Source organism: Georgenia sp. Z1344 (assembly GCF_049856295.1).
Lineage (GTDB): Bacteria > Actinomycetota > Actinomycetes > Actinomycetales > Actinomycetaceae > JB111.
The window spans coordinates 62,860-86,878 of the sequence record NZ_JBNDMZ010000010.1; the positions used below are offsets into that span (position 1 = coordinate 62,860).

Annotated in this window: 19 protein-coding genes and 1 tRNA gene; 12 read left to right on the forward strand and 8 right to left on the reverse strand. The window is 72.6% G+C overall.

Features of this window, described 5'->3' with window-relative positions; genetic code table 11:
• Nucleotides 1-24: 24 nt before the first annotated feature.
• Entirely contained in the window at nucleotides 25-924 is a 900-nt protein-coding gene (locus ACPYO6_RS12070; protein ID WP_425714975.1) for a hypothetical protein, read from the forward strand.
• A 12-nt stretch (nucleotides 925-936) separates the two neighbouring features.
• On the opposite strand, the gene ACPYO6_RS12075 is transcribed toward ACPYO6_RS12070, so the two are convergent.
• Nucleotides 937-1,809, reverse strand: a complete 873-nt coding sequence (locus ACPYO6_RS12075) for a GAP family protein (protein WP_425714974.1) — start codon at nucleotides 1,807-1,809, stop codon at nucleotides 937-939.
• Between the two features lie 102 nt (nucleotides 1,810-1,911).
• Between ACPYO6_RS12075 and ACPYO6_RS12080 the strand changes: the two genes are divergently transcribed.
• The 4 genes from ACPYO6_RS12080 to ACPYO6_RS12095 all read left to right on the forward strand — a co-directional run bounded on the left by ACPYO6_RS12080 (nucleotide 1,912) and on the right by ACPYO6_RS12095 (nucleotide 5,687).
• Entirely contained in the window at nucleotides 1,912-3,210 is a 1,299-nt protein-coding gene (locus ACPYO6_RS12080; RefSeq protein WP_425714973.1) for a sensor histidine kinase, read from the forward strand.
• Nucleotides 3,207-3,995, forward strand: coding sequence for a response regulator (locus ACPYO6_RS12085; RefSeq protein WP_425714972.1), 789 nt, complete (start codon nucleotides 3,207-3,209; stop codon nucleotides 3,993-3,995). The genes ACPYO6_RS12080 and ACPYO6_RS12085 overlap by 4 nt, the downstream gene beginning before the upstream one ends.
• Nucleotides 3,996-4,474: 479 nt before the next feature.
• Nucleotides 4,475-4,723 (forward strand): hypothetical protein, encoded by a 249-nt coding sequence (locus ACPYO6_RS12090; protein WP_425714971.1) that lies wholly within the window; start codon nucleotides 4,475-4,477, stop codon nucleotides 4,721-4,723.
• 268 nt (nucleotides 4,724-4,991) lie between these two features.
• A complete protein-coding gene (locus tag ACPYO6_RS12095; protein WP_425714970.1) occupies nucleotides 4,992-5,687 on the forward strand; it encodes a DNA alkylation repair protein in 696 nt (231 codons plus the stop codon).
• Nucleotides 5,688-5,902: 215 nt separating this feature from the next.
• On the opposite strand, the gene ACPYO6_RS12100 is transcribed toward ACPYO6_RS12095, so the two are convergent.
• Together ACPYO6_RS12100 and ACPYO6_RS12105 are read right to left on the reverse strand one after the other, a co-directional pair.
• Nucleotides 5,903-6,250, reverse strand: coding sequence for a YtxH domain-containing protein (locus tag ACPYO6_RS12100; protein ID WP_425714969.1), 348 nt, complete (start codon nucleotides 6,248-6,250; stop codon nucleotides 5,903-5,905).
• Between the two features lie 129 nt (nucleotides 6,251-6,379).
• Nucleotides 6,380-6,455: transfer RNA gene (locus ACPYO6_RS12105), tRNA-Arg, on the reverse strand.
• Between the two features lie 221 nt (nucleotides 6,456-6,676).
• Between ACPYO6_RS12105 and ACPYO6_RS12110 the strand changes: the two genes are divergently transcribed.
• Both ACPYO6_RS12110 and ACPYO6_RS12115 read left to right on the forward strand, forming a co-directional pair.
• Nucleotides 6,677-7,861 carry an FUSC family protein gene (locus ACPYO6_RS12110; RefSeq protein WP_425714968.1) on the forward strand — a complete coding sequence of 395 codons (1,185 nt, stop codon included), beginning with the start codon at nucleotides 6,677-6,679 and terminating at the stop codon, nucleotides 7,859-7,861.
• Nucleotides 7,862-7,938: 77 nt separating this feature from the next.
• Nucleotides 7,939-8,358 carry an NUDIX hydrolase gene (locus ACPYO6_RS12115; protein ID WP_425714967.1) on the forward strand — a complete coding sequence of 140 codons (420 nt, stop codon included), beginning with the start codon at nucleotides 7,939-7,941 and terminating at the stop codon, nucleotides 8,356-8,358.
• A gap of 224 nt (nucleotides 8,359-8,582) precedes the next feature.
• Here ACPYO6_RS12115 and ACPYO6_RS12120 read toward each other — a convergent pair whose 3' ends face one another.
• The 4 genes from ACPYO6_RS12120 to ACPYO6_RS12135 all read right to left on the reverse strand — a co-directional run bounded on the left by ACPYO6_RS12120 (nucleotide 8,583) and on the right by ACPYO6_RS12135 (nucleotide 12,963).
• Entirely contained in the window at nucleotides 8,583-9,440 is an 858-nt protein-coding gene (locus ACPYO6_RS12120; protein WP_425714966.1) for an HAD family hydrolase, read from the reverse strand.
• Between the two features lie 214 nt (nucleotides 9,441-9,654).
• The gene (locus tag ACPYO6_RS12125; RefSeq protein ID WP_425714965.1) at nucleotides 9,655-10,818 is read right to left on the reverse strand and encodes an ABC transporter permease; all 1,164 of its coding nucleotides are present in this window, start codon (nucleotides 10,816-10,818) and stop codon (nucleotides 9,655-9,657) included.
• Entirely contained in the window at nucleotides 10,815-11,963 is a 1,149-nt protein-coding gene (locus ACPYO6_RS12130) for an ABC transporter permease (RefSeq protein WP_425714964.1), read from the reverse strand. Before ACPYO6_RS12130 ends, ACPYO6_RS12125 begins: the two co-directional genes overlap by 4 nt.
• Nucleotides 11,964-11,982: 19 nt before the next feature.
• A complete protein-coding gene (locus ACPYO6_RS12135) occupies nucleotides 11,983-12,963 on the reverse strand; it encodes an ABC transporter ATP-binding protein (protein ID WP_425714963.1) in 981 nt (326 codons plus the stop codon).
• 184 nt (nucleotides 12,964-13,147) lie between these two features.
• Here ACPYO6_RS12135 and ACPYO6_RS12140 point away from each other — a divergent pair, with 184 nt between their 5' ends.
• The 5 genes from ACPYO6_RS12140 to ACPYO6_RS12160 all read left to right on the forward strand — a co-directional run bounded on the left by ACPYO6_RS12140 (nucleotide 13,148) and on the right by ACPYO6_RS12160 (nucleotide 19,556).
• On the forward strand, nucleotides 13,148-14,785 hold the full coding sequence (locus ACPYO6_RS12140) for a hypothetical protein (RefSeq protein WP_425714961.1): 1,638 nt from the start codon (nucleotides 13,148-13,150) through the stop codon (nucleotides 14,783-14,785).
• Entirely contained in the window at nucleotides 14,782-16,242 is a 1,461-nt protein-coding gene (locus tag ACPYO6_RS12145) for a GTPase (protein ID WP_425714960.1), read from the forward strand. Before ACPYO6_RS12140 ends, ACPYO6_RS12145 begins: the two co-directional genes overlap by 4 nt.
• 324 nt (nucleotides 16,243-16,566) lie before the next feature.
• Nucleotides 16,567-17,088, forward strand: a complete 522-nt coding sequence (locus tag ACPYO6_RS12150; protein WP_425714959.1) for a single-stranded DNA-binding protein — start codon at nucleotides 16,567-16,569, stop codon at nucleotides 17,086-17,088.
• A 191-nt stretch (nucleotides 17,089-17,279) separates the two neighbouring features.
• A complete protein-coding gene (gene ettA, locus ACPYO6_RS12155; protein WP_425714958.1) occupies nucleotides 17,280-18,962 on the forward strand; it encodes an energy-dependent translational throttle protein EttA in 1,683 nt (560 codons plus the stop codon).
• 114 nt (nucleotides 18,963-19,076) lie between these two features.
• Nucleotides 19,077-19,556, forward strand: coding sequence for a DUF4282 domain-containing protein (locus ACPYO6_RS12160; protein WP_425714957.1), 480 nt, complete (start codon nucleotides 19,077-19,079; stop codon nucleotides 19,554-19,556).
• 278 nt (nucleotides 19,557-19,834) lie between these two features.
• Here ACPYO6_RS12160 and ACPYO6_RS12165 read toward each other — a convergent pair whose 3' ends face one another.
• Nucleotides 19,835-24,010: an exo-alpha-sialidase gene (locus tag ACPYO6_RS12165; protein ID WP_425714956.1), complete on the reverse strand. Its 4,176-nt coding sequence runs from the start codon at nucleotides 24,008-24,010 to the stop codon at nucleotides 19,835-19,837.
• Nucleotides 24,011-24,019: the final 9 nt, after the last annotated feature.

A 24,019-nucleotide genomic window follows, 5' to 3' on the forward strand; every position in this document is an offset into this window, starting at 1 on the left:
ACCCGAATCAGCCAGGGAGCCCCCGTGCCTGACACCTTCCCCGACGGCGTGCCGCCGTCCTCGACGAACGGCGACGTCGCCGACACCTACGCCCCCGTGTACACGCCGACCTACGCGCCCGACGCCGGTCAGGGCCACGCCGACGCCCCGGCGTACGGCTGCGCCACCGCCACCGCCACCGCCACCGAGCAAGACCCGGCCGACGACGCGCCCTTTGCGACCTCCCCGGCGCGCCGCGGCGGCCGCGCCCGGATCGTCGCCCTCGCCACCCTCGTGGCGGCGCTCGCCCTGGTCGCCGGCTTCCTCGGCGGACGGATGACCGCCGACCCGACCGCATCGGAGGAGTACGCCGGCCTCGAGGGCCGGCTCACCACCGCCGAGTCCGAGCGGGACGAGGCACTGACGACGCTCGGCACCACCGAGGGCGACCTCGCGTCCGCGCAGCAGCAGGTCACCGACGTCACCGCGGAGCGCGACCAGGCGCTCACCGACCTCGACAACGCGACGGCTGGGCACGACGAGCGCGAGGCCGGCCTCGACGAGCGTGAGGTGGGCCTGGACGAGCGCGAGAGTGGCCTCGACACCCGTGAGACCGAGATCTCCGAACGTGAGACGGACATCGGCGAGCGCGAGACCGAGGTCGGCGAGCGCGAGGTCGCCGTCGGCGCCGTGGAGGAGGAGATCGACTCCGCCTCGTTCGGTGCGGGCACCCACCTGGTCGGGACCGACATCGCCCCGGGAACGTACCGGTCGACCGGCACCGGTGACGGGTGCTACTGGGAGCGCCTCGCCGGCACGTCGGGCGAGCTGTCGGACATCATCGCCAACGACTTCACGAGCAACCCGGGGTCGATCGTCACCATCGCCGCCTCCGACGTCGCCTTCAGCTCGAACCGCTGCGGCAGCTGGGAGCCGGTCCAGTAGGTGGGGCGCCGCTCAGCCCTGGAACTGCTGGAGCCCGTTGAGCGCGAGGACCACGCCGACGATGCCGACGACCCACGCGGTGGTCGACGCCGCGTTGCGCGTGAGCCAGCTGTCGAGCCTGCGCAGCGGTCCGTCGAGCTGACGAGCGGCGACGAGCCGGCCCGTGAGCAGGACGAGCGCCGGCGTGATCATCACGAGGCAGTAGGCGGCCAGCCACAGCACCGATGTCGGCCAGCCCGGCCCCTGGGTGGAGATGAGACCGATACCCGCGAGGTAGGGGAGCATCGAGGCCACCTCGATGGCCGCTGCCGCGAGGGCCAGGCCCATGAGCGCGCCGACCGATCCGCGCCCGCGCGTCGTCGTCGAGGTGGGAAGGGCCGACTCGGACCATGACACGGACCCGGTGCTGAGCCGACCGTTCACGGCACTGCCCACGCCACCGCCCCGCGCAGCGTTGTCGTCGGACTCGACCCCCATGGCGCGCTCGCGCCACCGGCCGATCCGACCGCCACCGTGCTCGGCCTGCTCGGCTGCCCGGCGCTTGGCGGCAGGGGAGTCGAGGGCGAAGCTGAGGAGGACCAGGCCGATGCCCACCACCATCATGAGGATCGCTGCTGGCCGGCCGGACAGCAGGTCTCCGAAGGCGCCGAGGAAGGCGTCGGCGCCGAGCATGACGGCGATCCCGACCGCGAGGTAGAACCCGGCGACGGTCCCGAGGAAGACCAGCACGCGCCCCGGGCGCAGGCGGCCGGGGGCGAGCATGAGCCACACCGGGATGAGCAGGGTGCCGAAGCTCGTCGAGTCGATGAGCGCGAGCACGGCCAGCACACCGGCGAGCGCCGGCTGCGACATCGCGCCGTCCGAGAAGGATCCGAGGAAGTCCATGACGCCAGTCTCCGGGGTGGCCCTCGCGTGCGCGTCCGTCGAACGGAGCGACGAACGGGTACATCCTTCGACGGACCTTCTCGACAAGGCGGGCGTGCTGGGATGGACCCCGTGACCCCGGACCGGACCAAGGACGTGCGTGCCGCCGGCTTCGTCGTCGGCATCGGGCTCCTCACGCTCGGGCTCGGGCTCTACCCGCTGACGAACCTGCCGTCGGTCTACGGGGCCGACGCCGGGTCGATCTCGCCGTGGTGGTTCGTCGTCACACTGGTCGCGGGCAGCGCCGTCGTCGCACTGCGCAGCCTCCACGCGGGCGGGTCGCTCGTCGTCGGGACGCTGCTGCTCCTCGTCGACCTCGCGCTCGGTGGAAGCGTGGCGATGCTGCTCGTCATCTGGGAGCTCATCCACCATGCGGCGCTCGTCGGGTCGCGGCGGATGCGGATCGGGTTGCTCGTCGGTGTCGGGGTGGTGGCGGTGCTCGCCGGCGTCGGCACTGCGATCGGTGAGAGCGATTCGCGCGTGTGGATCTCGACCGTGCTCCAGGTCGCCGGACTGGGCGTCATGCCGATCTGGTGGGCGACCGAGGTGCGGCGCGGGCACGAGCTCGCCGAGGTCTCCGCGCAGAAGGCGCGGCTCGAGGCGGAGCGTGCCGACGCCGTGGCCCTGGCCGCCGAGCGGGAGCGGGCCGACGCCGTCCGGGAGGAGCGGACGTCGATGGCCCGCGACCTGCACGACGTCATCTCCTCCCACCTGTCCGCGATCGCCATCCACTCCGGGGCCGCGCTCGCGGTACCGCCCGACGGGGAGCGCGACCGGGCGGCACTGACCGCGGTGCGGCGCGAGGCGGTGGCCTCTCTGGAGGAGATGCGGACGATGGTGGGGCTCCTGCGCTCCGGGTCCGACGAGCCGTGGGCGTCGCCCGCGGGACTTGACGAGCTCCCGGCGCTCGTCGAGCGGACCCGGGACGCGGGGCTCGCCCTCACCGTCGACCCGCACGTGCTCGCCCCGGACGGGAGCGTCGCGGTCACGGCTCCGACGCCGGTCGCGCAGTCGGCCCTGCGCATCGTCCAGGAGGCGCTGACGAACGCGCTGCGGCACGGCGCCGGCGACGCGCACCTCGAGCTCGAACGCACCGGCGGCACACTGTCCCTCGTGGTGACCAACGAGCTCCGCGACCCCCGCGCGGCCGACGTCGATCTTGCGACGCCGTCCCCCGGGATCGGGCTGCTCTCGATGCGCGAGCGCACCGAGGCGATGGGCGGCACGTTCGACGCCGGGGTCCGTGACGGGGTGTGGCAGGTCCGCGCCGATCTGCCGACCGATCCGGCGGGAACGACGGGAGTCCCCGAGCTACCGGGGCAAGCCGCCGGGGACGACGCCGTGACGGAGGCAACCGCATGATCCGGGTGCTGCTCGCCGACGACCACGCCGCGATCCGCGGGGGACTGCGCCTCCTGCTCGACGCCGCCGACGACGTCGAGGTGGTGGGGGAGGCCGCCGACGGTCGCGCCGCGATCCTCAACGCCCGCTCGCTGCGGCCCGACGTCGTCGTCATGGACGTCCGGATGCCCGGCGTCGACGGGGTGGAGGCGACGCGCACGATCGTCGGCGAGGACCTCGCCCAGGTGCTCGTGCTGACGACCTTCGACGTCGACGAGGTGGTGTTCGGCGCCCTGCGCGCCGGCGCGGCCGGGTTCCTCCTCAAGACCGCGGAGCCCGAGGCTCTCATCGACGCCGTCCGGACCGTCGCGGCCGGTGACGGCGTCGTCGCCCCCGAGGTCACGCGCCGGGTGCTCGCGGCGTTCGTCGGACCGGGGTTGCGGGGCGAGGGCGGGGGAGGGCTCGGTGCCGGAGTGGGCGGCGGTGGTCTCGGGGTGGTCGGCGGTGCGGCGGCCGGCGGCGCCGCCGGTGGCGCGGTCGACGACGGCTCAGGTTCAGCTGCAGCAGGCGGGCCCCCTGGTGCGAGCGGTCCGGGTCGTCCCGGCGGCATCGGCGTCGACCTCACGGACCGCGAGCGCGAGGTACTTGCCGCCCTGGGGCGGGGGCTGTCGAACGCGGCCATCGCCGCCGAGCTGTTCATCGCGGAGGCGACGGTGAAGACCCACGTCTCACGGGTGCTCGCCAAGCTCGGGGTCGCCTCGCGGATGCAGGCGGCAATCGTCGCCCGCGAGGCCGGCCTGGCCTGATCGCCGGGGCCGTCCGGACCGCCGGACCGCCCCTCGTCCGGGCCGGCCGGGACGCAGCCCCCGCCGAGGGAACCTCGCGCTCTCGATGTCGGTGCTCGGTGGTCGAATGGGACGAACGGCGGACGGGAGGCCGTCGTCGGGAAAAAGACCTGACATCGCGTGCACGGCCTGGTGAAGTTGTCCCTGTGAGACCGACCGGGACGATCCCGGCGGTCTCACCACCCGTCAGTCCGCACGACGCGAAGGAGGATCAGATGAATGCCACCGGCACTGGTCCGGCGTCGGCGCACGGCGGGGCTCTCCGCCTCGCCTAGCCGACACCGCTGAACGGCCCCGGTCGCCCACGAGCGACCGCGAACGAGGCGACGACGATCACCATCCGCGCAGCCGCGCGGTTCGACGTCGTGCCCATCTCCTCCGCCCGCAGGGGCGGGCATGCACCTCGGCGCGCTCATGCGCGCCGCTCGGGTTGGAGAATCATGAGCACAGCAACCACCACCGTCGTCTGCCCCGAGGCGATCCGTCGGCACGTCGCGACGGTCGTGCCGCGGACGTCCCGGCCGACTCCCCGTCCGTCCGTGGGCGCTCGCGTCGCGGCCGCCGCCCGGCGCACCCTGTCAGCGATCGTCCGCGACGAGGTCGGGGACCGCATCTCGGCCGACCGGACGCACCGCGGGGCGCAGGCCGCGTCGACGAGCTACGTCCTCGCGCGGGCCGACGCCCGCTGAGCAGGGTCGCGGTCCGGCGTGCCGGACGGCGACCCACGGCGACGACGCAGCTCGTCGTCGGGGATCGTCCGGCGCGGTCGACGCGGCCGCCCGGGCGCCCGACCGGATCCTCCTCGTCGAGATTGCGGTTCGTCGCCATTGTGCGACGTCGGGTGCCCGACGTCGCACGGATCCCCGCAGGCCCGCCCCGGGCACGGTGACTCGCACCCACCGTGACTGGGGCGGGCCTGCGCGCATACTGGGGCGAGGACCCAGGAGAGGAGCCGTGATGGCGACCGCGACCACGCCGACCACCGCGCCCGAGGAGGGCGTCGAGAGCCTGCTCGCCGAGCTGCGAGCGCTCGAGGATCCGCGGATGCGGGCCGTCAACGAGCGCCGCGGCGACGACCACGGCGTCAACCTGACGAAGCTCCGCGCGATCGCCAAGCGGCTGAAGACCCGGCACGAGCTCGCGACGGACCTTTGGGCGACCGAGGACACCGCCGCCCGACTGCTCGCACTGCTCGTGTGCCGGCCGAAGGCGTTCGAGCGCGCCGAGCTGGACGCGATGCTGCGCGACGCCCGCGCCCCGAAGGTCCAGGACTGGCTGGTCAGCTACGTGGTCGGCAAGAGCCCGCACGCCGAGGACCTGCGGGTGAGCTGGCTGACCGACCCCGACCCGGTGGTCGAGAGCGCCGGCTGGGACCTCACCTCGGTCCGGATCCGGAAGTCGCCGGCGGGGCTCGACCTCGACGGGCTGCTCGACGTCATCGACGCCCGGATGAAGGACGCCCCCGAGCGGCTCCAGTGGTCGATGAACACCTGCCTCGCCCACATCGGGATCGAGCACCCTGACCTGCGCCCGCGGGCGCTTCTCATCGGGGAGCGGCTCGAGGTCCTCAAGGACTACCCGACGCCGCCGAACTGCACCTCGCCCTACGCGCCCGACTGGATCAACGAGATGGTCCGCCGGTCAGGCGCCTGACGCTCTTCTTCGTCGAGATTGCGGTTGGTGCGCGTCGAGATTGCGGTTCGTCGGCGTTGCGCGTGTGCCCCGCGTGTGTCACGCGTGTGTCCCGTGTGCCGAGAGTGCGGTTGCGGGCCGCGTCATGAGCCAGGAACGGGCCTCCGGACGGACGACGACGCCGGGCCTCCTCGCGGGAGCCCGGCGTCGTCGTGCGTGTATCGGTGCTGACTGCCTCAGGCGGTGTCGGCGCGGTTCGGCGCGTCCTTGATCCCGGCGTCGACCGCGGGCGACGGCCCGGTGCTCTCGGGTGCTGCGTCGTCGGTGGCGGAGCGCTCGCGACGCTCCTCGACGGCCTCACCCACCTTGTCCTTCGCGGTGCGTGCGGCGGAGGCGGCAGCACCCGGCGCCTGCTTCGCGAGCTCCTCGGCCTTCTCGGCCGCCTGCTCGCGCACCTCCGCGACCTTGGGGTTCTCCCAGATCTGCGTGGCCTGGCGCTTCATCTTCTCGTACTGACCGCGGCCGGCGCGTGCGCCGAGCACGAACCCCACGCCCAGTCCGACCAGGAATGACACCTTGCTCATCTGACTGCCTCCTCATGACTCGGGAACGGGTACGAGCCTAGGGGGATCGGCGGCCTGGCGCGCGACGATGGCTGACGCGACGGGCGATCGTGTGCGGTGCCCGCACCTGTGCGCGGCGTCGCGCGGGCATGGTGCCCCCACCCGGACTCGAACCGGGAACCTACGGATTAGAAGGCCGGTGCTCTATCCATTGAGCTATGGAGGCGTGGGTGGCCACGGCCGGCCGCCACCGGGACAGTCTAGGTGTCTCGCTGCCGGCGGATCGGCCGATCCTCGGGCGCGGAGGGATCCTGTGCCGAGCACGGTGTCCTCGACGGGCGCGCGCACCAGGGGTGTGCGACCGTGGCGCCGGATGTCCGATCCGAGCTGCGGACCTCGAGCTCGGTACGGACTCCGCCGGGACTGTCGTGCACCCGAGAGGATCTCATGTCGCCGCCGAAGGATCAGGTGCCCGCTGGATCGGGCGGGCCGGGCCGGGGCGGACGCACCCGCGGACGTCCGGGGGAGGGCTCGGGCAGCCGGCTGCGAGAGCTTCTCGCGCGGCCCGAGCTCACGACCGAGCTGCTCCAGATCCTCAAGGGTGTCGTCGCCGCGACCGGCGCGTGGTGGCTGTCGGTCGCGGTGCTCGACTCCGAGCTGCCGTTCCTGGCGCCATGGACCGCTCTGCTCACCGTCCACGCCACCGTGTACCGGTCGATGTCGAGCGGCGTGCAGCTCACCCTCTCGTCGGCGCTCGGTGTCGGGATGTCGTTCCTCATCGGCAGCTATCTGGGCGTCAACGGGTGGACGTTCGCGCTCGCGATCCTGGTCGGCCTCGCCGTCGCGCGGACCCCGTGGATCCGGGACGAGGGGACGGCCGTCGCGACGACGGCGATCTTCGTCCTCGGCACCGGGTTCGACGAGCAGGCGCCGCTCCTGCTCGACCGCATCCTCGAGGTGGGTGTCGGCGTCGGGGTCGGGGTCGGTGTCAACCTGCTCGTGGTGCCCCCGCTGCGGGACGCGCAGGCCGCTCGACACGTGGATGCCGTCAACCGCCGGATGGGTGAGGTGCTCGTCGAGATGGCCGAGGAGTTCGCCGAGGACTGGGGCACGCAGCGGGCGACCGACTGGTTCGAGGCGACGGAGTCGATGAGCAGGTCCGTCGAGGTGGCGTGGCAATCGGTCGGCTTCGCCCGGGAGAGCAGGAGGGGGAACTACCGACTGTTCCTCCCCGAGCGCCACGCCGCCGGACGGCGGGGCGTCCGGCTCGGGTACGAGGACATCCTGCCGAGGCTGGACGAGGGGGTCTCGCACCTGCGGCACCTCGCGCGCACGCTGTACAACGCGACGTATGCCGAGGGCGAGTGGGACGAGCACTTCCGCGTGACCTGGGTGCGGATCGTGGGGGACTGCGGTCGCTCCGTCGCCGATCCCGACGCCGAGGTCGAGCCCGTCGCCGACAGACTCGAGGCGCTGGCCGAGGAGCTCAGCCGCGACCGGCAGCTCCCCGCACGGTCGTGGCCCGTGTACGGCTCGCTCATCACCAGCGTGCGCCACATCGCCGAGGTGGTCGACGACGTCGCCTCGGCCCGCCGTGCACGTGAGGCGGGTGCCCCGAACCCTGAGGCCTGACTTGCGGCCGACGGGCGATGATGCGGGAGCTCCGAATTGCCTCGCTCGTGCGCGGCGCCGGCTGCTTGGATCGCGGCGTGGATCTCCGTGTCTCCGCCTACGTCGTGGTCGTGCAGGACGACCGGCTCCTGCTCTCGCATCTCCGGGACCATCCGGACGACGCCTGGACGATGCCCGGTGGTGGCATCGACCCCGGCGAGCACCCTGAGGACGCCGCGGTGCGCGAGACACGCGAGGAGACCGGGTACGACGTCGAGATCACCGGCCTGATCGGGGTGAGCAGCATCGTCATCCCGCAGCCCGACCGGGTGCCGCCCGCCGACCGGCCGTTCCAGGGGATCCGGATCGTCTACGAGGCCCGGGTCGTCGGCGGGGACCTCCGCCCCGAGACTGACGGCACGACCGACCGCGCGGAGTGGATCCCGCTCGGCGTACTGGATGACATCGAGCTGGTCGAGCTCGTCGACGAGGTGCTCGAGCTCGCGGGCCTTCGGTGACCCTGCTCGTCGGTGGCTCGGATGGTGATCGCGGCACCATCCGGAGCGGGGGAGGCGAGTGACCTGGCCCTGAACCGCACTCTCGACGTCGCCCCGGCGGAGGGTCGACGACGACGATCCGCTGTGCCGACGTAGCGTTCGGTCCTCAACCGCAGTCTCGACCTACGGGGTGTGCACGAACCGCAATCTCGACGGGCACCAACCGCAATCTCGACGAAAGTAGTTCAGGCGGCGAGGAGGGCGCGCAGGACGTGCATGACGCCGTCCTCGTCGTTGGACGGGGCGACGAACCGGGCGGCGGAGCGGATCTCGGGCTCGGCGTTGGCCACGGCGAACGGCATCCCGACCGACTGCAGCATCGCGAGGTCGTTGAAGTGGTCGCCGAACGCGGCACTCGCCTCGCGGGGGATCCCGAGCGACTCGCGCAGGCGCGTGAGCGCGGCCCCCTTCGAGGCGCCGGCGCGCATGACGTCGGCCCAGTACTCGTGGGAGCGCACGATCGCGGCGTCGAGCTCGAGCGCCTGAAGCGCCGGGACGACCGCCTCGACGATCGGCTCCGCGTCCCAGGTGGCAAGCTTGACGACGTCCTCGGGAAGGTCGGTGAGGTCGTCGACGACCTCGACGACCGGGTAGAAGTGGCGCACGTGCGCGAGGAACGTCGCGTCGCTGCGCTCGACGTACGCCCGAGACGGCGCGCCGGCCACGAGCCCCGTGTCCCGCCCCTGGGCGGCCAGCGCGCGGACGGCGGTGGCGACGCGCACGGTCGTCTCGCGGTCGACGGTCTCGGCGCGCAGCACCTCCTCGCCCTGCCAGGCGACGGCACCGTTCTCCGAGAGCACGGTGATCCGGTCGCCGACGGGCGCCATGGTCTCCATGATCGCGCCGCGCTGCCGCCCGCTCGCGGCGACGAGCACGATGCCGCGCCCGATCAGCTCCTCGGCGACCGGCCAGAACTCGTCGTTCACCGTCTTGTCGGAGCGGACCAGCGTGCCGTCCATGTCGAGCGCCACGAGGCGCAGGTCCCGCGCCTCCTCGGCGGTCGGGAGGTCGAGGGCCGGGGCGAGGGAGGACTGTTCGAGCACGCCCCCAGTCTCCCAGCCTTTCGGGCCGACGTCGTCCGCCCTCGGACGCCGATCGGGTGGCGTCCGACGCTTCCGGACCTCCGGAAGTGCCGCACGCCACCCGAACGGTTCGATCAGCGGATCGCCCACCTCACAGCGCCCACCTCACAGCGCCCACCTCACAGCGCCCACCTCACAGCGCCCACCTCACAGCGCCCGCGTCACGACGACCGCGTCACAACGACCGCGCGAGGCTCCGGCGCATGGCCCACGAGCCGAGCAGCACGGCGAGGGCCGCCATCCCGGCGAGCACCCCGAGCATCGGCAGGATGTCGACGAGCCCGCCGTCGTGCCGCTGGATCTCGGCGAACGCGTCGTAGGCCCAGGCGTGCGGGGTGACGTGGGCGACCTGCCGCATCGTCTCGGGGAACACCTCGAGCGGGGCCATGCCGCCGCCGATGCCGGCGAGCACGAGGCCGAGCCCCACGCCCACCCCGGACGCGGCGCCCTCGTTGTCGAGCACCGAGCCGAGCAGCATCGCCACGCCCGCGGCCACCGCGGCGAACACGGCGAGCACGAGGGCGGACAGGGCGAGGTTGCCCCAGTCCACGCCGAAGAGGATCGCGGTGGCGGCCATGATGTAGAGGCCTTGGAACATCGCGATCACCCACCGCCCGAGGGTGAGCCCGCCCATCATCTGGCTCGTGCGTACCGGCGCGGCCAGCGACCGCCCGATGACCCCGTTGCGGCGGGCCTGGATGAGCGTCCCGGAGGCGGCGAGCGAGATGAGGAAGACGAACAGGAGCAGCTGGGAGACGCCGCCGAGGTCGAACTGGCCGAGACCCGAGAACTCCTGGGCGATCTCGTTCACGTCGGTGACGACGAGCTCCGGCGCCGCGACCTCCTCGCGGGTCTCGCCGAGCGCCTGCTCGGCGTCGGCCTGCTCGGCGCCGGCCGACACGAGCGCGTCGACCTGCGCGCGCTCGAGGGAGAGGGACTCGACGGCGGTCGACACGCGCTGCTCGATCGCGAACGCGTTCCCGCCCGAGCCGGAGACGACCTCGACGGTCACGGGCTCGCCGTCGGCCCAGGAGGTCTCGGCGCCCTCGGGGACGAACAGCCCCACGTCGGTCCGGCCGCGGGCGACGGCCGTCCGCGTCGCATCGGCGTCGTCGGAGGAGACCGTGAGGTCGTGCTCCTCGAGGGCGGTGACGAGCTCGGTGCGCAGCTCGCCGTCGGGTCCCGCCACGGTGACGCTGCCCTGGGAGCCGGCTGCTCCGAACTGGGAGCCGAGCACGAGGACGAGCAGGAGCGGGAAGAAGAAGACGAAGAAGATGTTGGAGCGGTCGCGCAGGAACCGGCGCAGCTCGGTGCCGGCGACCGTCAGGATGGCTCTCACAGCGACGTCCCCCTGTCCGGGACGAGGCGGGACACCGCGCCCATGACGAGTGTGAATCCGAGCAGGACGGCGACCGGGACGGCGATCTCGCCGAGCCCCCCGCCGCCGGAGGTGATCCCGAGTCCGCGCGTGAAGGCGCCGATCGGGTTGAGGTCGAGGATCTGCCCGAGCAGCCCGGAGGCGCTCATCGGGAAGAACGCGCCGCCCGCCATGCCGAGCACGAGCGCGACGATCGACTGGGCGATGTTCGCCTGCTCGCTCGAGCGCGTGACCCGGGCGATGACGAGCATGACGGCGGTGCCGGCGGCGGTCACGCACAGGACGAGCACGGCGACCGCGAACGGGTTGCCGAAGTCGACCCCGAACATCAGGCTGCCCGCGACCAGGAGCACGGTCGTGGCGACCGCGCCGAGGAGGAAGCTCGTCAGCGCCTTGGCGGCGCCGATGTGCCAGGTCGGCATCGGCATCGACCGGAGCCGGGCGAGCGTGCCCTGCTCCCGCTCGGTGACGAGCGCGAGCACGCCGAACCCGACCGTGAACAGGAGGAACAGCCCGGCCTGGCCCGCGACGAGGGTGGCGGAGGCGTCGAGCTGCTCGTCCGCCGTCGTGCCGGCCGTGAGGGCGAGCGCGGTGTCGCCCGCGCCGACCTGTTCGGCGAGCGCCCCGATCTGCTCGGGCGCCATGCCGAGCGCGGACCCGGCGCCGGCCGCCGTCGAGGCGGCGTGCATCCGGGTGAGCGTGCCCTGGAGGATCGACAGCACGACGTCGCCCTCGATCCCGGCGGCGTCACCCTCGATGACGGAGACGTCGAGCGCCTCACCTCCGCGCAGGCCCTCGCCGAAACCCTCGGGCACGACGACGCCGAGCGCGGCGTCGCCCTCCTCGGTCATCGTGCGGGCGTCCTCGGCGGAGGTCTCCTCGACCGTGACGTCGAAGCCCTCGATGCCGCCGAGGACGTCGATCAGGGTGGCGGCGGAGTCGTCGCCGTCGGGGACCGAGGCGGCCACCGTGACGGGGTCGAGCTCGTCGTCCTGCGTCCCGCCGACCACGAGGTTGAGGACCGTCATTAGGGCGAGCGGCACGACGATCGCGAAGATGATGACCGACTTGTCTCGTATGCGTTGACGCAGGTCCGACTGCGTCATGGTCCAGATGGTCCGCATGTCAGTCCCTCAGCGCCTTCCCGGTCAGGTGGAGGAAGACGGACTCGAGGTCGGGGCGCGAGATCTCGACGTCGGAGAGCGTGAGCCCGGCGCCGGTGGCCCGCGTGACGACGTCCGCGACCACGGCGGGCGCGTCACGGACGGTCAGGCGCAGGGTGCGCCGTTCGACGTCGACCTTCTCGACCGCGGCGAGCTCCCGCAGGGCGGCGGCCGCCGCCTCGGTGTCCCCGGTGCCGGACAGGACGATCTGGTCGACCCCGCCCACGATCCGCGTGAGCTCCTCGCGCGTGCCCTCCGCCTGGATCCGCCCGGCGTCGACGATCGCGATCCGGTCGCAGAGCCGCTCGGCCTCCTCCATGTAGTGGGTCGTGTACAGCACGGCCATGCCCTCGACCGAGAGCTTCTCGACCGACTCGAGGATCGAGTTGCGCGACTGCGGGTCCACGCCGACCGTCGGCTCGTCGAGGATGAGCAGCTCGGGGCGGTGGAGCAGGCCGATGCCGATGTTGAGGCGGCGCTGCATGCCGCCGGAGTAGTTCTTCGTCTGGTCCTTCGCGCGGTCGGTCAGGCCGATGAGCTCGAGCACCTCGTCGACCCGGCCCTTGAGCTCGGAGCCGGCGATGCCCTGGAGGCGGCCGAAGTACACGAGGTTCTCGCGCGCTGTGAGCTCGGGGTAGATCGCGAGGTCCTGGGGGACGAGCCCGATGTGACGCTTCGGCTCGACGGCGTGCGGGCCGACCCGTTCGCCGGCGATCGTCACGGTCCCGGAGTCGGCGGGGATGAGCCCGGCGACCATCGAGATCGTCGTCGTCTTCCCGGCGCCGTTCGGCCCGAGGAGACCGAAGGTCTCGCCCTTGTCGATGTGGAAGCTCACGCCGCCGACGGCGGTGAGGTCGCCGAACCTGCGGACGACCTCGTCGACCACGAGTACGGCGCTGTCGGGGACGGGGGTGGGTGGGACGTGCTCGGCCTGCTGCGTCATGGCGCCTCTCCTGGCTGGTGGGACGCTGACGACAGTAGGAGCGCGACGTCCGCCGGTCTCCGACATTTGTCATGCATCGACGGGCCACGTGTCACGAACCGACGGGCCACGTGTCACGAACGTCGCGGCGCGCCGGGCGGTGCGGACATGCACCGACACCGCGCGGGCGGCCACAATGACCCATGTGCCCACCCCCGAGAACCGACGCGCTGCGACGCCCGACGTCGCCCGCCGGTCCGCGCAGGCGGGCGACACCCCCGACCGTCTACCCCGGGTGGCCGTCATCGCCGACACGCTGAGCGACCTGCGCGAGCTGCGGCTCCCGCTCGACATCCCGGGCGCCGAGGAGGCGCGCGGGCGGCGACGACGCGTGCTCACGGAGCTCGAGGTCCGCCTCCTGCCGCGCCTGCGCGAGGACTCGGCGCCGGCGGTGGTCGTGCTGGGCGGCTCCTCGGGGGCCGGCAAGTCGACCCTGCTCAACTCACTCGTGGGCGACGAGATCTCCCTCGCCGGCGTGCTCCGGCCCACCACGCGCACCGCGATCCTCGCGGCGCACCCCGACGACGCCGACGCGCTCGTGGACAACCCGCTTCTCGAGCTGGCCCGCCTCGCGCCGACCGATCAGGTCCCGCGGGGCGTGGCCGTGCTCGACGCCCCGGACCTCGACTCGGTCGAGGCGCGCAACCGGCAGCTGTCCGCGCGGCTCGTCGAGGCCGCCGACCTGTGGGTATTCGTCACCACCCCCGTGCGGTACGGCGACGAGCTGCCGTGGTCGGCGCTCGCCGCCGCGCAGGCGCGCGGGGTGACGGTCGCGGTCGTCCTCAACCGGGCCAACGACCGGGTCCGGCGCGAGGTCGAGCAGGACCTCACCAGGAGGCTCCAGGCCCTCGGCGCCTCGGACGCCCCGATCTTCGTGGTGCCCGACGTCGGACCGAACCACGGTCCGCTCCCGCCCGAGAGGGTCTCCGAGCTGCGGCAGTGGCTCGGCCTCGTCGCGCGCTCCCGGGCGGGGTCGATGCTGCGCCGGCACACGACCCGGACCACGTGGGCGGCCCTTCGCGCCGACCTGCTCGCGATCGCCGACGCCGCCGACGCGCAGGTGCGGCGCGCCGAGGAGCTGACCGGGCTGGTCGACGACGCGATCGCCGGACCGCTGGCGGACGTCCGCGAGGCCGTGACCGACCCGTCGCTCGGGCACGGATCGCCCACCACGCGCTGGCTCGCGCTCGCCTCGACCGGCGGTCCGCTCGCCCGGGTCGCCACCCGTCCCGAGCGGCTGCGCTCCGGTCGCGCGCGGGTCAACGAGGAACGCCGGGCCGCCGCCGTCAGCGTGGGCGCCCAGGTCGACGGCCCCGTCCACGACACGATCCTGCGGCACGTGCGCGCCGCTGACTCGGCGATGACCTCGCGCTGGGAGGCCGGGGGTGCCGCCGAGATCCTCGCCGGCGAGCGGGTCCGCCGCGCGCGCGGCCCCGAGGCGCTCGCCGAGCGCGCTGTCGAGGCGTGGCAGGCCTCGGTCTCAGCGGCCGTCGACCCGGTCGCGTCCGGGACGACGGCGGGCGACGTGCTCGGGGCCGACGGGGTCGCCGGCCTCGTGCGCGCCGCTGCCGTGGGCCTCGCCGGCCCCGCCACCGCGCTGCGTGGGCTGTTCCCGGCCGACGGGGAGCGGCTCGTGACCGGCGCCCGCGAGAGCCTGACCGACCTGGCCCAGGGCGCCGTCCGCGACGTCGCCCGCCCCTACGCCGACGTCCTTGCGGACCTCGCCGTCGACCCCGGCACCGCCGTCCGCCTCCGCGCGGGCGAGCTCAAGGAGTTCACGTGACCCAGACCGCACCGATCGCGGCCGCCTCCGACCGTCCCGTCGCCGAGCGGCTGCGTGCCCGCATCGGCGCCCTCACCGAGGCGCTCGACCGTGCCGGCGACCGGGTGGACGCCGAGGCCGCGGCCACCGCGCGCGAGCGGTGCGCGGAGCTGCTCGACCGGCTCGAGCTCGGCGTGGACCACGCGGTCGTCGCGCTCGTCGGCGGGACCGGCTCGGGCAAGTCGTCGATGTTCAACCAGATCGCCACGCTCGAGGTGGCCGAGGTGGGGCCGCTGCGCCCGACCACCGAGGAGCCCACGGCCTGTGTGTGGGGTCCGGACGCGACACGTCTGCTCGACTTCCTCCTCGTCGAGCCCGGTCGCCGGGTGACGCGCGAGTCGCTGCTCGACGCCTCGGACGAGGAGCTCCTGCACGGCCTCGTCCTCCTCGACCTGCCGGACCACGACTCCCGCTCGGAGTCCAACCAGCGGATCGTCGAGCGGATGCTGCCGCTCGTCGACGTCCTCGTCTGGATCGTCGACCCGCAGAAGTACGCCGACCACGTCCTCCACGACAACTACCTCACGCACCTGCGCGGCCGCGAGGAGCACATGCTCGTGGTGGTCAACCAGATCGACAACCTGCGCGAGCAGGACGTCGACGTCGTCGTCGAGGACGTGCGGGAGGTGCTGCGCCGCGACGGCCTCGACGGGGTCGAGATCCTCACCGCCTCCGCGCTGACGGGGGAGGGGGTCGCCGACGTGCGGGAGTTCCTCGCCCGCGCGCTCGTGCGTCCCACGACTTCGTCGGCCACGCTCGACGCCGGGATCGACCGCCTCGCCGAGCGCCTCGCCGACCAGGTCGCCGACCGGCAGATCACCCCGCCCGCCGACGACGCCGTGGGCGCCCACCTCTCCCGCGCCGTCGGGACCGAGGCCGCCGCCGACTCGGTGCGCACCGCCGTCCGTTCGGGCGGCGCGGCCGCGAGGCCCGAGCCGGTCCGACCGCTCGCCGTGGCCGACGTGCGCGGCGACTGGCTCGCCGAGGTCACCGCGGGCGTGCCCGAGCGGTGGTCGAGGTCGCTCGACGACGCCGTCACCGACGCGCCGGACCTGGCCCGCGCGGTGGACGCCGCCGTCGCGGAGGTCCCGCTGCCCGCCACCGACGTGCCCCGCGCCCGCGGGCTGCAGATCGGGGGCGCGGTGGCGCTCGCGCTGGCGGTCGTCGTGGTGGTCGTCGGGCTGATTGCGTCCCTGCCGCTGGTCGCATGGGTGCTCGGGGCCGTGGTGCTCGCCGGCGTCGGGGCGGGTCTGCTCCTCGCGGCGCCGAGGGTGAGGGCCACGGCGGCCGACGAGCGCGCGACCGGCTACTCCCGCGAGCTCGACTCCCGGCTGCGCGACGTGGGGCGCTCCGCCCTGCGCGAGCCCGCCGAGCCGGTCCTCGCCGATCACGAGTCCCTCCGCACGGCCCTCGCCTGACAGTCCCCATCACTCACCTGTCGTCGAGATTGCGGTTCGTCGTCGTCGAGATTGCGGTTGGTGCCCGCCGAGATTGCGGTTGGGAGCCCCGCCTTCTGGTCGAGAGTGCGGGGTAGCGCCTCGACCTTCTGCCGAGAGCGCGGCTCGGGGTCTCGCTCCTCGTCGAGAGCGCGGCTCAGGGCCGTCCCGCCCGCCACGACGTCCCCACAGGTCCGCGGACTGCACCCTCGTCCACAGCCCCCGACGACGGTCCGCACATCGAGTGGGTCCCTCACGCCACGGTGGGCGCGAGTCGGCACGGCGCCGGCAGCGAAGGAGCACGTCATGTCCAACGAGATCCAGGTGACGGTGCGCGGCAACGCCGCCGCCGACGCCATCCTCCGTACCACCGAGTCCGGGACGCCCTGGGTGTCGTTCCGCCTCGGTTCGACCCCGCGCAAGTTCGACACCGTGAGCAACACCTGGGTGGACGGACCCACCCAGTGGTTCAACGTCAAGAACTTCGGCCGGATGGCGCCCCACATCGGGGCGTCAGTCAAGAAGGGGACGCCCGTGCTCGTACGCGGGAACCTCGCCACCGAGACGTGGACCGGCAAGGACGGCGGGGAGCGCACCAACCTCGTCATCAATGGCGAGTCCGTCGCTCTCGAGATGTCCCGCGGGCTGACCACCTACACGAAGGTCGACAACGGAACGGCGGGCCAGGGCGAGCAGCAGGGTCCGGCGTCGTCGGACGGCGATCTCTCCGGTGCGCCGGAGGTCGACGAGGCCGACGGCGTCGAGACCGGTCACGGGATCGAGTCCGAGCCCCTCGAGGTCGACCGCGAGCTCGAGTCGGCCTTCTGACCGCCCGGGGCGTCCGGCCGCGCGGGGAGAGTGGTCGGACGCCCGGGGTGATCGTCGTCGACAGGTCGGCGCCTCCCGGGTCGGATGCGAGGACGGGTTGGGCCCGGTTCCCCCGCCTCGCCTACGCTGGGGGACAGCGCCGCGGCCGCACGGGCCGGGCACACCCCACCACCCGATCGAGAGGGAGCTACGTGGCCGAGTACATCTACTCCATGGTCCGGGCCCGCAAGGCCCACGGGGACAAGGTCATCCTCGACGACGTGACGATGTCGTTCTACCCGGGCGCCAAGATCGGCATGGTCGGTCCGAACGGCGCGGGGAAGTCCACGATCCTCAAGATCATGGCCGGCCTCGACCAGCCGTCGAACGGCGACGCCGTCCTCACCCCCGGTCACACCGTGGGCATCCTCCTGCAGGAGCCGCCGCTCAACGAGGAGAAGACCGTCCTCGGCAACGTCCAGGAGGGTGTGGGCGAGATCCTGGGCAAGGTCGAGCGGTTCAACGAGATCGGCAACGAGATGGCCGAGCCGGACGCCGACTTCGACGCGCTCATGGAGGAGATGGGCAAGCTCCAGACCGAGATCGACGCCGCCAACGCGTGGGACATCGACGCCCAGCTCGCGCAGGCCATGGACGCGCTGCGCTGCCCGCCGCCGGACTCGCCGGTCACCAACCTCTCGGGTGGTGAGCGCCGCCGCGTCGCGCTGTGCAAGCTCCTGCTCGAGCAGCCCGACCTCCTGCTCCTCGACGAGCCCACCAACCACCTCGACGCCGAGTCCGTCCTCTGGCTCGAGCAGCACCTGTCGAAGTACCCCGGCGCCGTCATCGCCGTCACGCACGACCGGTACTTCCTCGACCACGTGGCCGAGTGGATCGCCGAGGTCGACCGCGGCCGCCTCTACCCGTACGAGGGCAACTACTCCACGTACCTGGAGAAGAAGCAGCAGCGCCTCGAGGTCCAGGGCAAGAAGGACGCCAAGATGGCCAAGCGCCTGGCCGACGAGCTCGAGTGGGTGCGCTCCAACGCCAAGGGCCGGCAGGCCAAGTCGAAGGCGCGACTCGCCCGCTACGAGGAGATGGCCGCCGAGGCCGAGCGCACGAGGAAGCTCGACTTCGAGGAGATCCAGATCCCGCCCGGTCCGCGGCTCGGCAGCGTGGTCATCGAGGCGCGCGACCTGCACAAGGGCTTCGACGACCGCGTGCTCATCGACGGACTCTCCTTCAGCCTCCCGCGCAACGGCATCGTCGGCGTCATCGGCCCCAACGGTGTCGGCAAGACGACGCTGTTCAAGACGATCGTCGGCCTGGAGCCGCTGGACTCCGGCGACCTGACGATCGGCGAGACGGTGAAGATCAGCTACGTCGACCAGTCGCGCGGCGGCATCGACCCGGACAAGAGCCTCTGGGAGGTCGTCTCGGACGGGATGGACTACATCCAAGTCGGCAACGTCGAGATGCCCTCGCGCGCGTACGTCTCGGCGTTCGGCTTCAAGGGGCCGGACCAGCAGAAGCGGGCCGGCGTGCTGTCCGGCGGTGAGCGCAACCGCCTCAACCTCGCGCTCACGCTCAAGCAGGGCGGCAACCTCCTGCTCCTCGACGAGCCCACCAACGACCTCGACGTCGAGACCCTCGGCTCCCTGGAGAACGCCCTGCTCGAGTTCCCCGGCTGCGCGGTCGTCGTCACGCACGACCGGTGGTTCCTCGACCGCGTCGCCACGCACATCCTCGCGTGGGAGGGCACCGAGGAGAACCCGGCCAGCTGGTACTGGTTCGAGGGCAACTTCGAGTCCTACGAGGCCAACAAGGTCCAGCGCCTCGGCCCGGAGGCCGTGCGCCCCCACTCCGTCACCTACCGCAAGCTCACGCGCGACTGACCTCGGTCCCACCGACGAACCGGCCGCGCGCGTCAGGCGCGGCCGGTTCGTTTGTGCTGTCGCGGGTCCGATATGGTCCCTCGCGGCCCATCCTCAACGACTCCAGGAGAGACAGTGACTGAGTACAACCCCTCGGCAGCATCGGCGCCCGGCCCCGGCGGGCAGCCCGGCCCCGACCACGGGTACGGACAGCAGCCGCAGGGCTACGGCCAGCCCGCCCCCGGGGCCGGCTACGGCCAGACGGGCGGCTACGCCCAGGGGCAGCCGGGACAGGCCCCCGCCGGCTACGGTGCGCCGGGTCAGCAGTACGCGCCGCAGGCCCAGGGCCAGGGGAACGTCTTCTCCGCCCTCTTCTCCGGCAGCTTCACCGAGTCGGCCGTCGCGCGATTCGCCTCGACGATCTTCTACATCGGCGTGGCGATCCTCGCCGTCGAGTGGATCGGCGAGATCTTCACCCTGACGAGCGCTTACGGCGATGCCCCGGCCGGCCTGTGGGTGCAGTGGGTGCTCAGCCTCGCCGTCGTGCTCCTCAAGGTCGCCGTGCTGCGCGGCTTCATCGAGATCGTCGTGGCGGTCTCGCGTCAGCGCAGGTAGGACGAGCGTGCGGCGCGAGTCGTCCGCCGCATACGCGAGCACCAGCTCCGACGACGAGTGAGCGCCGCCCGGTCACAGACCGGGCGGCGCTCGTTCGTGCTGGACAGTGGTCCGTTCGCTCGCCCGCCCGCCCGGCGAGTGAGGGGAAGTCCTCCCAACGAGTGAGCGCGTCGCCCCGGGGACGACGAAGCGGGCCCCGCACCCTGATGGGTGCGGGGCCCGCTCACTGGTCGAACCGACAGCCGCTCACTCGTCACTCACGGACGAGCAACCGGCAGTCAGCGGCGGACACCCAACGTGTCGGAGCCGTCGCCGTTCCAGTCACCGACGAAGACCTCGTCACCCGACCGGCCGTAACGAACCTCCTGGTCCGCCCAACCACCCGTGAGGGTGTTCGACATCAGGTACAGGTTCCCGCGACGCGAGGCGAACGTGTCGCTCCCGTCCCCGTCCCAGTCACCCACGAGCACCTGGTCGTTGCCGCGCCCGTAGGTGAACTCCGCATCCGCCCAGCCACTGGCCAGGCTGTTGGACACGAAGTACCGGGCCCCACGACGCACCGCGAACGTGTCCGTCCCGTCGCCGTCGTAGTCACCGACCAGGACCTGGTCATTGGCGCGGCCGTAGTCCAGCTCGGTCTCCGCGTCCCCACCCGCAAGCGAGTTGGTCAGGAAGTACGAGTTACCGCGACGAACGGCGAAGGAGTCCACGCCGTCACCGTCCCAGTCACCCACGAGCACGGTGTCCCCGGAGCGGCCGAAGGTCAGCTCGATGTCCGCGTTGCCCCCGTAGAGGGAGTTGGACAGGAAATAGGCGTTCCCGCGGCGCACGGCGAGCGTGTCGGACCCGTTGCCGTCCCAGTCGCCCACGAGCACCTGGTCGCCGGGGCGGCCGAAGGAGAACTCGTGGTCGGCCCAGATGTCCCAGCCGTCGTTGAGGTAGAACCCACGACCCGGGGTCGGGGGGACCGGCTCGGGGTCGGGGTCCGGCGTCGTGCTGTCGTCGAAGGTGTGGCTCCACTCGGTGGTGGCATCCTCGGCCAGCTCGTACCCGTCGGCGGCGCGCGCCGTGACGGTCACGGTCCCCTCACCGGGGTGCGTGCCCGCCTCGACGACCTCGTCGCCGACCAGGTACTCCACGCCCTCGACCTCGGGAACCGTGAAGGTGTCCGCGTCGGTCCCGTCCTCGTCCGTGAACACCACGTCCTCAGGAGTCACCACCACCGGCTCGGGCTCGTCGGTCCCGCACTGCCCGCTGGCCGCGCCCGCGACCGTGAAGGGCACGCCCGAGTCCGTCGGGACGACCGCGTTGCCCGTGCAGGCCAGCGAGCCGTCGACGGTAAGACCGGAGAGGATGGTCGCCATGCGGCCGCTGTTGTCCGCGATCGTCACGTCGTCGGCGACCTCCGAGCGGTCGATGACGACAGGGCCCGCCGTGCCGGTGACGCTGAGCGTGCCCCCGATCGTCGACTGCTCACACCCGGCGGTCGTGTCGCCCACCGAGACCTGGCCGGTCGTACCAGCGATGCTCACCGGTCCGGTGACGCCGGACCCGCAGATCGCGACGACGGAGGCGCCGTTGGTGGTGACAGAACCGGTGACCTCGGAGTCCTGGACGATGAGCCTGCCACCGTCCGCGACGGTGACGTCGCCGGTGACGCTCGCGTCGTCGAGGCAGAGCCCGCCCGCGCCGGCGGTGACCGATCCGTCGTGGGCGCCGGTGATCGTCTGCTCGCACGGCGGTGCGATCGAGACGTTCCGCGACCACACCTCCCACGGCGCCACACGCCCGCGGTCACCGGCGACGACGACGTTCATCGAGTCGAGCACCGTGAAGGCGCCGTTCTCGGAGTTGTTGTAGTCGACGCCGACCGGGACGCTCCAGTCGTCCCCGCGCCCGCTCTCGGACATCGTGAGCACGAGCCCGGGCCGCCCCACCATGAGGAGCAGCTCGCCCGAGGGGAGCATCTCCATCGTGGGCTGGACGCTCTCCAGGTCCTGCCCGGCCGGGCCGACGTCGATCGGCTCCGGCTCGCTCCAGGTCGCGCCGTCGTCCGTCGAGCGCGAGTGGAGCATCGGCAGGTGCCAGCCGGTGCGCATGACCATGTACAGCGAACCGTCGGCGAGCCGCTCGACCGCGCCCTCGCTCGGTCCGTCGTAGGCGGTGACGTCGGCGAGCTCCGGGTCCGGCTCGGCGGCCGTGCCCGCGACGTCCCAGTTGATGCCGCCGTCCTCGGAGACGAGCAGGAGCTGGCGGTAGTTCTCGTCGCCCTCGTAGTACCCGTAGGCCGAGATGTACAGCGTCCCGTCGGGGTCCTCGAGCAGGGTGTGGAGCAGCACGAAGCCGCCCAGCGTCGTCCCCGGCCGCGGTGAGGTGGCGCCGATCGGCCGCATCGGCTCGGGCGTGTCGAGCACACCGTCGCGGTACTCCCAGGTCGTGCCGCCGTCGGAGGAGACCGCGGTCTCCACGGTGGCCTGCTGGTTGCCGCTCCCGTCCACCATGAACGTGTTGAAGTCGACCGCGATGATGTCGCCGTTGCGGAGCCTCGACACGGTGATGCCCGAGGCGTCCGGCATGGGGTTGAGGTCCACGGCGGGGGTCCAGCTCGCGCCGTCGTCGTCCGACATCCCGAAGAGGAAGCCGGAGGCGTCGATGCGGTCCGGGCTGGCCGAGTACGGGAAGATGATGCGACGTCCGCCGTCGTCGGTCGGGACGAGGATCCCGCCGAGGGGGAAGCCGAGATCCTCGCCGTCGTCGTCGATCGTCACGGTGTCGCCGATGGTGAACGGCGCGGTGCCGACCGCCTCGGCCGGGGTCTCCTCGGCCGTGCCGAACGTGACGTCGTCGATGAAGAGATCGTCGACCGCAGCCCCGACGCCGGTCGCACCCGTGGTGAATGCGAGCCCGGTGATGGCCGTGACCGCGTTGGTCGCGCCCGAGTTGTTGCCGATCGTCGACCCCGCGGAGCCGACGTACTCGCCGCCGACACTCACCCGCGCGGCGGCGTTGTCGCTCGGCACCGCCACCTCGATCTGCGACCACTCGCCGAGCGGGACGCTGCCGGCCGGGGCCAGCTCGCGCCAGGTCCTCGTCCACTGCTCGTACCACTGGATGCTGCCGTCGTCGATCACCCGCAGGCGGAACAGCGAGTTGGCCGGGTGGCCGGTCGGGAGCAGGGAGTCGCCGACGATGTCGAACGTGAATCCCTCGAGTGCCGTGGGGTTGACGTCGAAGGCGAGGTAGGCGCCCTGTTGGGGAGCCACCGGGCAGGTCACGCCGACGGCCGCGTCGGAGCTCGTGTCCTGCACACGGAGCGAGCGCTCGCCCTCGGACGCGGCCTCGTCGCTGACGAGCGCCGGGTCGTAGCCGTCGAGCGTGGAGCACTCGGCCGGCACGGACCCGACGTCGTCGTTTTCGAAGGTGAGCGTGTCGAACTCGCCGGCGACCGTGACCTCCTGGGTGCTGTCGGACTCGTTGCCGGCGGTGTCGGTGACGACCGTGCGCAGCGTGTTGACGCCGGCCTGGGCGAAGGTGTGCGAGATCGACACCGTCACCCACCCGTCCTCGTCGGGCCCGCTGAGCACGGCCGGGATGGTCTCGCCCTGCCACTCGGCGACCGCCGTGTAGTCCGCGACGTCCGCGCCCTCGGGGAGCACGAACCGGGCGATGGGCTCGTCGGTGACCTCCGTGCCGACGGCGAGGCCGCTGTCGTCGAAGGTGGACTCGATGGTGAGGCCGGCGAAGGCGTCCTCGGGCAGCTCGCCGGAGACGGCGAGGTCGTCGATGTAGTAGTCGACGCCGACGGGACTCTGTCCGGCGGACCCGAAGAAGATCTCGCCCATCGTGGGCGACTCGGCGTTGCGTCGGTCGGTCTCGAAGCGGACGCCGTTGAGGACGAGCTCGGCGCGCTCGGTGGTCGCGTTGATGGTGACGTCGACCCACTCGTTGAGGGTGGCACCTCCCGGGATCGTGGCGACGTCGGCGAAGCTCGACCCGTCGTAGGCGGCGACGCGGATGTCGTCGCCGTCGCGGTTGAACGTGAACCGCCAGACGCCGTTGGCGCTGGTGCCCGGTGCGCCCTGGATGGCCACGTAGGGGCCGGCGTTGATCTGGGCGGGGGAGAACCGGTAGGAGACCGAGCGTTCCTCGGTCTGGGGGTAGTTGCACCAGGCGCGCGTGTAGACAGAGTTGTCCTGGTCGACCACGCGCATCGCCCGGTTGGTCTCGGCGGCGCCGCCGAAGGCCGCCTCGGCGACGGTGACGTCGCCGATGATGCGGCAGTCCGCGGGTGGCTCGCCGAGCGGTTCGTCGTCGAAGGTGCGCACGGTGCCGTCGGCCGGCGCCGCTACGGCCGGTGAGCTCGGTACGACGGCGCCCGACACCAGCGTCAGGGCACAGGCGGCCACGGCGGCCGCGAGCGCGGCGCGTCGTGGACGCGATCTGCGGAGTTTCATCTCTTCCAC

Coding starts and splice junctions, on each gene's coding strand:
- ACPYO6_RS12075 (WP_425714974.1), bottom strand. CDS start 1,809: ATGGACTTCCTCGGATCCTTCTCGGACGGCGCGATGTCGCAGCCGGCG.
- ACPYO6_RS12080 (WP_425714973.1), top strand. CDS start 1,912: ATGGACCCCGTGACCCCGGACCGGACCAAGGACGTGCGTGCCGCCGGC.
- ACPYO6_RS12085 (WP_425714972.1), top strand. CDS start 3,207: ATGATCCGGGTGCTGCTCGCCGACGACCACGCCGCGATCCGCGGGGGA.
- ACPYO6_RS12090 (WP_425714971.1), top strand. CDS start 4,475: ATGAGCACAGCAACCACCACCGTCGTCTGCCCCGAGGCGATCCGTCGG.
- ACPYO6_RS12095 (WP_425714970.1), top strand. CDS start 4,992: ATGGCGACCGCGACCACGCCGACCACCGCGCCCGAGGAGGGCGTCGAG.
- ACPYO6_RS12100 (WP_425714969.1), bottom strand. CDS start 6,250: ATGAGCAAGGTGTCATTCCTGGTCGGACTGGGCGTGGGGTTCGTGCTC.
- ACPYO6_RS12110 (WP_425714968.1), top strand. CDS start 6,677: ATGTCGCCGCCGAAGGATCAGGTGCCCGCTGGATCGGGCGGGCCGGGC.
- ACPYO6_RS12130 (WP_425714964.1), bottom strand. CDS start 11,963: ATGACGCAGTCGGACCTGCGTCAACGCATACGAGACAAGTCGGTCATC.
- ACPYO6_RS12135 (WP_425714963.1), bottom strand. CDS start 12,963: ATGACGCAGCAGGCCGAGCACGTCCCACCCACCCCCGTCCCCGACAGC.
- ACPYO6_RS12150 (WP_425714959.1), top strand. CDS start 16,567: ATGTCCAACGAGATCCAGGTGACGGTGCGCGGCAACGCCGCCGCCGAC.
- ACPYO6_RS12165 (WP_425714956.1), bottom strand. CDS start 24,010: ATGAAACTCCGCAGATCGCGTCCACGACGCGCCGCGCTCGCGGCCGCC.